This is a genomic window from Streptomyces sp. SID5464, from assembly GCF_009862985.1.
GTDB lineage: Bacteria > Actinomycetota > Actinomycetes > Streptomycetales > Streptomycetaceae > Streptomyces > Streptomyces chartreusis_D.
On the sequence record NZ_WWIQ01000004.1, the window covers coordinates 111,713 to 120,408 of the forward strand.

Here is an 8,696-nt window from a genome sequence, read left to right on the forward strand (position 1 = left end):
ATCGACATCGGCCGGCTGCTCAGTCAGCCGGCCCGGGAGCTCGTCCGCGGCGCCGCCCAGTACGCCGCCGAGCACGGCAGCCGGGATCTCGACACGGAACACCTGCTGCGGGCGGCGCTCGCCACCGAGCCCACCCGGACCCTGCTCAGCAAGGCCGGTGCGAACCCCGACTCGCTGGCGTCGCAGATCGACGAGCGGTCGGGCCCGGCCCAGCACACCCCGGACGACGCACCGCCGCCGACCGCGCTCTCCCTCACCCCGGCCGCCAAGCGCGCCCTGCTGGACGCGCACGACATGGCCCGGGCCCGCGGCTACGGCTACATCGGGCCGGAGCACGTGCTCAGCGCCCTGGCCTCGAACCCCGACTCGGCCGCCGGGCACATCCTCAACGCGGCCCGTTTCGCCCCCTCGGAACCCCCCGAGGCCCCGGAGGCGCCCCAGGCCGAGCGGCCGCGCCCGACGAACACGCCGACCCTCGACAAGTACGGCCGCGACCTCACCGAGCTGGCCCGGCAGGGCCGTATCGACCCGGTGATCGGCCGGGACCAGGAGATCGAGCAGACCGTCGAGGTCCTCTCCCGCCGCGGCAAGAACAACCCGGTGCTGATCGGCGACGCGGGCGTCGGCAAGACCGCCATCGTGGAGGGGCTGGCGCAGCGCATCTCCGAGGGGGACGTGCCCGACGTGCTGATCGGGCGCCGCGTGGTCGCCCTGGACCTGACGGGTGTGGTCGCGGGCACCCGCTACCGGGGCGACTTCGAGGAGCGGATGAACAACATCGTCGGTGAGATCCGCGCCCACTCGGACCAGTTGATCATCTTCATCGACGAGTTGCACACGGTCGTGGGCGCCGGTGCCGGCGGCGGCGACGGCGGCTCCATGGACGCGGGCAACATCCTCAAGCCGGCCCTCGCCCGCGGCGAGCTGCACATCGTGGGCGCCACGACGCTGGAGGAGTACCGCCGGATCGAGAAGGACGCGGCGCTGGCCCGCCGCTTCCAGCCGATCATGGTGCCGGAACCGACCGCGGCCGACGCGATCGAGATTCTGCGCGGCCTCCAGGACCGCTACGAGGCCCACCACCAGGTCCGCTACACCGACGAGGCCCTGGTCGCCGCCGTGGAGCTGTCCGACCGCTACCTCACCGACCGCCGGCTGCCGGACAAGGCGATCGACCTGATCGACCAGGCCGGTGCCCGGGTCCGGCTGCGCGCCCGCACCAAGGGCACCGACGTACGGGCCATGGAGCGGGAGCTGGAGCAGCTGACCCGGGACAAGGACCAGGCGGTCGCGGACGAGCAGTACGAGCAAGCCACCCAGTTGCGCGACCGGATCGTGGAGCTGAAGCTGCGGATCACCCAGGCCGGCGGCGAGGGCGAGATCGACGAGGGCCAGGACCTGGTCGTCGGGGCCGAGGCGATCGCCGAGGTGGTGTCCCGGCAGACCGGCATCCCGGTCAGCAGCCTCACCCAGGAGGAGAAGGACCGCCTGCTGCACCTGGAGGAGCATCTGCACGAGCGGGTGGTCGGCCAGGACGAGGCCGTGCGGGTCGTCTCGGACGCGGTGCTGCGCTCCCGCGCCGGACTGGCCAGCCCCGACCGCCCGATCGGCAGCTTCCTGTTCCTCGGCCCGACCGGCGTCGGCAAGACCGAACTGGCCCGGGCGCTCGCCGAGGCCCTGTTCGGCAGCGAGGACCGCATGGTCCGCCTCGACATGAGCGAGTACCAGGAGCGGCACACGGTCAGCCGCCTGGTCGGCGCCCCGCCCGGCTACGTCGGCCACGAGGAGGCCGGCCAGCTCACCGAGGTCGTCCGCCGGCACCCGTACTCGCTGCTCCTGCTGGACGAGGTGGAGAAGGCCCACCCGGACGTCTTCAACATCCTGCTCCAGGTCCTCGACGACGGACGCCTCACCGACTCCCAGGGCCGCACGGTCGACTTCACGAACACCGTCATCGTGATGACCAGCAACCTCGGCTCCGAGGTGATCACCCGCCGCGGTGCCTCCGTGGGCTTCGCGTCAGGCGGCGCCGACGCGGACGAGGAGGCCCGGCGCGAACAGATCCTGCGCCCGCTGCGGGAGCACTTCCGCCCCGAGTTCCTCAACCGCATCGACGAGATCGTCGTCTTCCGCCAGCTCAGCACGGAACAGCTGCGCCGGATCACCAACCTCCTGCTGGACCGCACCAGGTCCCTGGTGCGGAGCAAGGGCATCTCGGTGACCTTCACCGACCGAGCGGTGGAGTGGCTCGCCGACCACGGCTACCAGCCGGAGTACGGCGCCCGCCCGTTGCGCCGCACGATCCAGCGCGAGGTGGACAACGAGCTGTCCCGACTGCTGCTGGACGGCCGGGTGTCGGAGGGCGGCCGGGTGACGGTGGACACGGAGGACGGCCACCTTGCGTTCCGCACCCAGGAGACGCCACCCGCCGAGTTGTGACCCGGCGGACGAACCCGTCACCGCACCGGCCGCACCACCATCGCCGACCCGCCACCGCGCCGCACGGTCTCCGCCGCGGCGAGCCATTTCCCGTCCGGCAACCGCTGCACCCCCGTGGCCGCCCCGATCTCCGGGTTCACCTTGAAGGAGTGCCCGATCGCCTCCAACTGCTTCCTCAACCCGGCGTTGTCGTACAACCCGGGTTCCAACTCGGTCTGCGCGGCGTTCCGCTGACTGGCCCGGGGCGCCGCGATCGCGTCCACCAGCGGCAACCCCCGGTCGAGGAACCCGATCAGCGTCTGCAGCACGGTCGTGATGATGGTCGCCCCACCGGGCGAGCCGAGCGCCACCACGGGCCTGTCATGCCGGTCGAGAACGATCGTCGGCGAGATCGACGACCGCGGCCGCTTCCCCGGCCCCGGCAGGTTCGGGTCGTGCACGGCGGGATTCGCCGGGGTGAAGGAGAAGTCCGTCAGCTCGTTGTTGAGGAGGAACCCCCGCCCCGGCACGGTGATCCCGCTGCCGCCCGTCTGCTCGATGGTGAGCGTGTAGGCGACGACGTTCCCCCACTTGTCGGCCACCGTCAGATGCGTCGTGCTGTCGCCCTCGTACGTCGTCGGAGCGGCCGTACCGCCGGAGCCGCACCGCTCGGGACGGCGCGGATCACCCGGCGCCAGCGGACTGGTGAGCACCGCGTCGTCCTTGATCAGGCACTCGCGCGAGTCGGCGAACCGCTGCGACAGCAATTCCTTGGTCGGTACGTCTTCGAAGGCCGGGTCGCCCACCCAGCGGCCCCGGTCCGCGAAGGCGATCCTGCTTGCCTCGATGTAGCGGTGCAGGTACTGCGCCTGGCTCGCCTTCGACAGGTCGGTCCGCTCCAGGATGTTGAGCGCCTCGCCGATCGTCGTGCCACCGGAGGAGGACGGCGCCATGGAGTAGACGCCGAGGCCGCGGTACGAGGTCCTGGTGGGTGCCTGGAGCTTGGCGCGGTAGGCGGCCAGGTCCCTCTCGGAGAGGTCGCCGGGGCGGGCGTTCCAGCCCGAGGCGGGGTCCACGGGCGGCTTGTTGACCGTGTCGACGATGTCCCGGCCGATGTCACCGCGGTAGAGGGCGCCGACGCCCTTGCGGGCCAGCTCCGCGTAGGTGCGGGCGAGGTCCGGGTTCTTGAAGGTGGAGCCGACGACGGGAAGCCGTCCGCCGGGCAGGAACAGCTCGGCGGTGGCCGGGAAGTAGCGGAAGCGGGTCTCGTTGGACGCCGTCTGCGAGCGGAAGGTCTCGTCGACCCTGAAGCCCTCGCGGGCGAGCCGCTCGGCCGGCTGCAGCACGCCGGCGAGCGGCTTGCTGCCCCACTTGTCCAGTGCCGTCTGCCAGGTGGCGGGCGAGCCGGGGGTGCCGACGCTCAGGCCGCTGCTGACGGCGTCGGCGAAGGGGATGGGCTTGCCGTTCTCGACGAACAGGTTCTTGTCGGCCGTCAGCGGGGCGGTCTCGCGGCCGTCGATGGTGTGGACCGTGCGGGACTTGGCGTCGTAGTAGACGAAGTAGCCGCCTCCGCCGACGCCGGCCGAGTAGGGCTCGGTGACACCGAGCGCGGCGGCCGTGGCGACGGCCGCGTCGACGGCGTTGCCGCCCTTGCGCAGGACCTCGATACCGGCGGCGGAGGCGTCCCGGTCGACGCTGGAGACGGCGCCGCCGTAGCCGACTGCCAGGGGGCTCTTCTCACCGCCGGTGCTCTGCGCGGTGGGTGGCGCCGCCGCTCCCACCGACACCACCACGGCGGCCGCAACCGCCAGGACCGTCAGATTCCGTGCGACAGGGCGACGCATCCGCACCTCCAGTCAAAGGCCGTCCGCGCAGCTTAATTCATGGCCATGGCCGCGTCAGGAATGCGTCGAACACCGGTGCGTCGGGCCCGCTACCATGCGCGCACATGAATGACGACGTGCGCAACATCGTCCTGGGCGTGGTCGCGGCGGGTATCAGTGCCGCGCTCGGCTGGGTGACCCGCACCTACGTGTGGAAGCGCAAGCTCCGCCGGAAGCAGGCCTTCTTCGGACTGCCCGACAACTCCGAATCGCTGCTGGTGGTGAACCGGGGTGCCGCGGGGCCCGAGTTCGCCGTGATGCGCTACGACGTGTTCGCGCTGCTCGAACTCGCCGCGCTGATCAAGGACTGCAACGCCCACGCCCAGATCCTCCCGCACGACACGGCACGTCAGGGATTCGGTGAGCGCACCGAGTTCTGCGTGGGCGGCCCGGCGTCCAATCGCCGTATGGCGGCGCACCTGTCCTCCCTGCTGCCGGGTGTGCGGGTGAACGTCGACGCCGAACCGAGCCCGGACCGGGGCTCGTTCCTGGTCGGGACCGACCGCTACCGCCTGGAGAACGGCAAGGAGGAGTACGCGCTGCTGGCCCGGCTGACGGCGGAGCGGAGCCAGCACACCCGTCCGGTCTTCCTGTTCTGCGGCCAGACGTCGATAACCAACCAGGCCACCACCCGCTATCTCGCGCGCAACCACGAGGGGCTGGCCCGCAAGTACGGCAACAACTCGTTCGTACTGCTGCTGAAGGTGATCAACTCGCAGGCGTACGGGCCGGACGTCGTCGAAATGATGGAGGACGTGACGCGCGCGGCACAGACGCCGCTGCCCGCCCCGGCTCCACGCAACAGCCATCGGGCCTCCTGAAGTCCTCCACTTCTCAACAATCGTTACTGGCACGTAACTTACCGACGGGTTACCAGTGGTAAGGAGGCACGGTTACCGTTCGGTCACTTTGCACTGACACGAGTGAGGAGTGACCCGTGGGACACCACCGCAAGGCCCTGCGCACCACCGCCGTAGGCGCCGTCTCGGCGACCCTGGTCGCCGGTACCGCCCTCGGACTCGCCCCCACCGCACAGGCGGCGCCGAACCCGATCCGGTTCGTCGACATCACCGGCGACGGCGGCACCGTCCTCAAGGCCAACGTCGTCACGCCGGCCGGCGCCGACGGCACGCACCGCTACCCGCTGCTCGTCATGCCCACGAGCTGGGGGCTGCCCCAGGTCGAGTACCTGGCCCAGGCCCAGAAGCTCGCCGACTCCGGGTACGTCGTCGTCACCTACAACGTGCGCGGCTTCTGGCAGTCGGGCGGCGAGATAGAAGTCGCGGGCCCGCCCGACATAGCCGACGCCTCGAAAGTCATCGACTGGGCGCTGGCCCACACCCCCTCGGACGCCGGGCACATCGGCATGGCGGGCGTCTCCTACGGCGCCGGCATCAGCCTGCTCACCGCCGCGCACGACAAGCGGGTCCGCGCGGTCGCCTCGCTGAGCGGCTGGGCCGACCTGATCGGCTCGATCTACAGCGGGCGCACCCAGCACGTCCAGGCGGCCGCCCTGCTGGACGGCGCGAGCGTGGTGACGGGCCGGCAGAGCGCCGAACTCCGGCAGGTCTTCGACGACTTCTACGCCTCCAACCTGGCGAAGGAACCGGAGCTCGTCGCCTGGGGGAAGAAACGTTCCGCTGCGACCTACGTCGACCAGATCAACAAGAACGGCGCGGCGGTCATGCTCGCCAACGCCTGGGGCGACACGATCTTCCCGCCCAACCAGTACGCCGACTTCTACGAGAAGCTGACCGGCCCGAAGCGGCTGGAAATGCGCCCCGGAGACCACGCCACCGCGGAGATGACCGGCCTGTTCGGGCTGCCCAACGACGTGTGGAAGGACACCGAGCGCTGGTTCGACCACTACCTCAGGGGCGAGGACAACGGCATCGACCGGGAACAGCCCGTCCAGCTCAAGTCCCGCTCGGCGGGCGGCTACGAGGGCTACCCGGACTGGAAGTCGGCCGGCGCGACGCACCGGAAGATCGCCCTCGCGGGCACCACCACGATCCGTACGAACGTGAACTCGGGGGCCGACGGCGGAGTCGTCTTCCTGTCCAGCATCCTCGACCAGGTGGCCCAGCTGCCCCCGATGGCCTCGATCCCCCTGCTCCCCCGCCGCTGGGCCGCCGTGTGGCAGTCGGAGAAGTACGCCACGGCCCAACAGGTGCGCGGGACGGCGACGTTGCACACGACCCTCACCCCGACCAAGGAGAGCGGCACCCTCGTCGCCTACCTGTACGACGTGGGGCCGCTCGGCCTCGGCAAGCTGGTCACCAACGCGCCGTACACCTTCCACGGGCGCACTCCCGGAAAGCCGTTCGGCGTCGACCTGGAGCTGTACTCCACGGCCTACGACGTCCCGGCCGGGCACCGCCTCGCCCTGGTCGTCGACACGGTCGACCCGCTCTACATCGAGCACAACCCGTCCGGCGCGCAGCTGACCTTCTCCTCGCCGGCGAACGACCCGTCGTACGTGTCGGTTCCGCTGCGCGAGCAGTGATCTCCGGCTGCCGCCGGACGGGCCTGGCCGATGTGAACCGCCGCCCCCGTGGCCGACGGCCATGGGGGCCGCACCCGGTGGGAATGGCCCGCGGACCGGGCGGGCGGTCTGCTCACCCCGGGCGGATCGGCGGAATTCGGCGAAGTCCCCCTCTCCGACAGGGATGAAGGGCACATCGTAGTCGAGGTCCGATGCGACGAGCCGTCCGGTGCCCGCCCGTTCAGTGCTTGAGGATCTTGGAGAGGAAGTCCTTGGCGCGGTCGCTGGTGGGGTTGGTGAAGAACTCGTCGGGGGTGCGGTCCTCGACGATCCGGCCGTCGGCCATGAAGACGACGCGATTGGCGGCCGAGCGGGCGAAGCCCATCTCGTGCGTGACGACGATCATGGTCATGCCTTCGCGGGCCAGTTGCTTCATGACCTCCAGCACCTCGTTGATCATCTCCGGGTCGAGGGCCGAGGTCGGCTCGTCGAAGAGCATCGCCTTGGGCTCCATGGCCAGGGCGCGGGCGATGGCCACGCGCTGCTGCTGGCCGCCGGAGAGCTGCGCCGGGTACTTGTCCGCCTGGTCGGCCACGCCGACCCGGTCGAGCAGTTCGCGGGAGCGCTTCTCGGCGTCCTCCTTCCGGCGCCCGCGGACCTTCACCTGCCCCAGGGAGACGTTCTGGAGGACGGTCTTGTGGGCGAAGAGGTTGAACGACTGGAAGACCATGCCGACATCGGCGCGCAGCCGCGCCAGGGGCTTGCCCTCGTCCGGCAGCGGCTGCCCGTCGAGGACGATCTCTCCGGACTCGATGGTCTCCAGACGGTTGATCGCCCGGCAGAGTGTCGACTTTCCCGACCCCGACGGGCCGATGACCACGACCACCTCCCCCCTGCCGACGGTGAGGTTGATGTCCTGGAGGACATGCAACTCCCCGAAGTGCTTGTTGACGTCACGCAGCTCGATCAGCGGATCGACGGCCATACTCAGCCCTACTCACTCTCAGCTGTGTGGTGGTTGCCGCAACGTATCCAGGCAAGATCGGACTTGTCGGGCGACACGCACTTTTCGATCATTAGCCGTATTTACGGCGGACTTTGGCCAAAGGTTCTGAGGCTTAAGGGTCCTGAGGCTCGATGGGTTCTGAGGTTCAAGGGTTCCGAGGACCAGTCTCACGCCTCCGCGACTTCCGCGTACAGCTGGGACAGCTCGGGCACCCCGTTCGCGGCCCACTCGTGACCTGAGTCCACGACGTCGAACTCCCGGCCGGAGGCGAGCCGCACCACGGGCTGTCCGTCGGACCGGATCTCCCAGGCTGCTCCCGCCACGGTGCGCACGATGACGGTGCCCAGGTAGAGCCCTGCGTCGTTGCCGAGCCAGGTCAGGGTCTCCTCGTCGTCCCGCCAGCGTGGCACGAGCTGGTCCAGAGCCTCCAGCGAGGCCGCCGAGTCGTCGAGCCGGACACCCGCCCGGGACGCCTGGGAGCGGAGCAGTTCACACTCGGCGAGGAGTTCCGCGATGCCTGCCGGATCGGGCACCCCGAGCTTCCGGCGCCGGTTGCCCAGGAAAGGGATGTTCATACGTCCAGCGTGTCATTCGTACCGCCGTACGCACCACAGGCGCGCGGGCTCGCCACTTCCTGACGAGTTCACGCCGAGTTCGCGCACGGCTCGTTGACGGGCCCCTGAAGTCTCCCTAGTTTCACCAGGCGTCGTGCGTCTCGGCTCTCGTCGTGTCTTCTGTTCCGTCCCTGCGTTTCGTCTTGTTGCGTCGTGTGTCGATGAGCGGGAGGAGTCGGCCGTGCGCCGATGTGTCCGGGGGATCCTGGTCGTCCTGGCCCTGTGCGCGTCCCTGATGCCGGCGGCAGCGGCGCGGGCCGTCGAGGAGCGGCGGGCCGCGCCGCTGCCGC

6 protein-coding genes are annotated in these 8,696 nt (G+C 70.3%); 3 read left to right on the forward strand and 3 right to left on the reverse strand.

Translation table 11 applies throughout. The features are described 5' to 3' along the window. On the forward strand, positions 1-2,439 hold a 2,439-nt coding region (locus tag GTY47_RS04125; protein ID WP_010038881.1), incomplete at its 5' end, for an ATP-dependent Clp protease ATP-binding subunit. Between the two features lie 17 nt (positions 2,440-2,456). Here the strand turns inward: GTY47_RS04125 and ggt are convergent. Further along, positions 2,457-4,262 carry a gamma-glutamyltransferase gene (gene ggt / locus GTY47_RS04130; protein ID WP_010038882.1) on the reverse strand — a complete coding sequence of 602 codons (1,806 nt, stop codon included), beginning with the start codon at positions 4,260-4,262 and terminating at the stop codon, positions 2,457-2,459. A 104-nt stretch (positions 4,263-4,366) separates the two neighbouring features. Between ggt and GTY47_RS04135 the strand changes: the two genes are divergently transcribed. Together GTY47_RS04135 and GTY47_RS04140 are read left to right on the forward strand one after the other, a co-directional pair. Then, a complete protein-coding gene (locus GTY47_RS04135) occupies positions 4,367-5,122 on the forward strand; it encodes a hypothetical protein (protein WP_029181107.1) in 756 nt (251 codons plus the stop codon). 116 nt (positions 5,123-5,238) lie between these two features. Then, positions 5,239-6,807 (forward strand): CocE/NonD family hydrolase, encoded by a 1,569-nt coding sequence (locus tag GTY47_RS04140; RefSeq protein ID WP_010038884.1) that lies wholly within the window; start codon positions 5,239-5,241, stop codon positions 6,805-6,807. A 220-nt stretch (positions 6,808-7,027) separates the two neighbouring features. Here GTY47_RS04140 and GTY47_RS04145 read toward each other — a convergent pair whose 3' ends face one another. Together GTY47_RS04145 and GTY47_RS04150 are read right to left on the reverse strand one after the other, a co-directional pair. Beyond that, on the reverse strand, positions 7,028-7,771 hold the full coding sequence (locus GTY47_RS04145; protein WP_010038885.1) for an amino acid ABC transporter ATP-binding protein: 744 nt from the start codon (positions 7,769-7,771) through the stop codon (positions 7,028-7,030). 188 nt (positions 7,772-7,959) lie between these two features. Beyond that, complete coding sequence (locus GTY47_RS04150; protein WP_010038886.1) at positions 7,960-8,367, reverse strand: DUF6278 family protein; 408 nt, start codon at positions 8,365-8,367, stop codon at positions 7,960-7,962. Positions 8,368-8,696 lie beyond the last annotated feature (329 nt).

Bases quoted from the DNA above. Each gene is read 5' to 3' on its own strand.
- ggt (WP_010038882.1), bottom strand. From the start codon at position 4,262: ATGCGTCGCCCTGTCGCACGGAATCTGACGGTCCTGGCGGTTGCGGCC.
- GTY47_RS04135 (WP_029181107.1), top strand. From the start codon at position 4,367: ATGAATGACGACGTGCGCAACATCGTCCTGGGCGTGGTCGCGGCGGGT.
- GTY47_RS04145 (WP_010038885.1), bottom strand. From the start codon at position 7,771: ATGGCCGTCGATCCGCTGATCGAGCTGCGTGACGTCAACAAGCACTTC.
- GTY47_RS04150 (WP_010038886.1), bottom strand. From the start codon at position 8,367: ATGAACATCCCTTTCCTGGGCAACCGGCGCCGGAAGCTCGGGGTGCCC.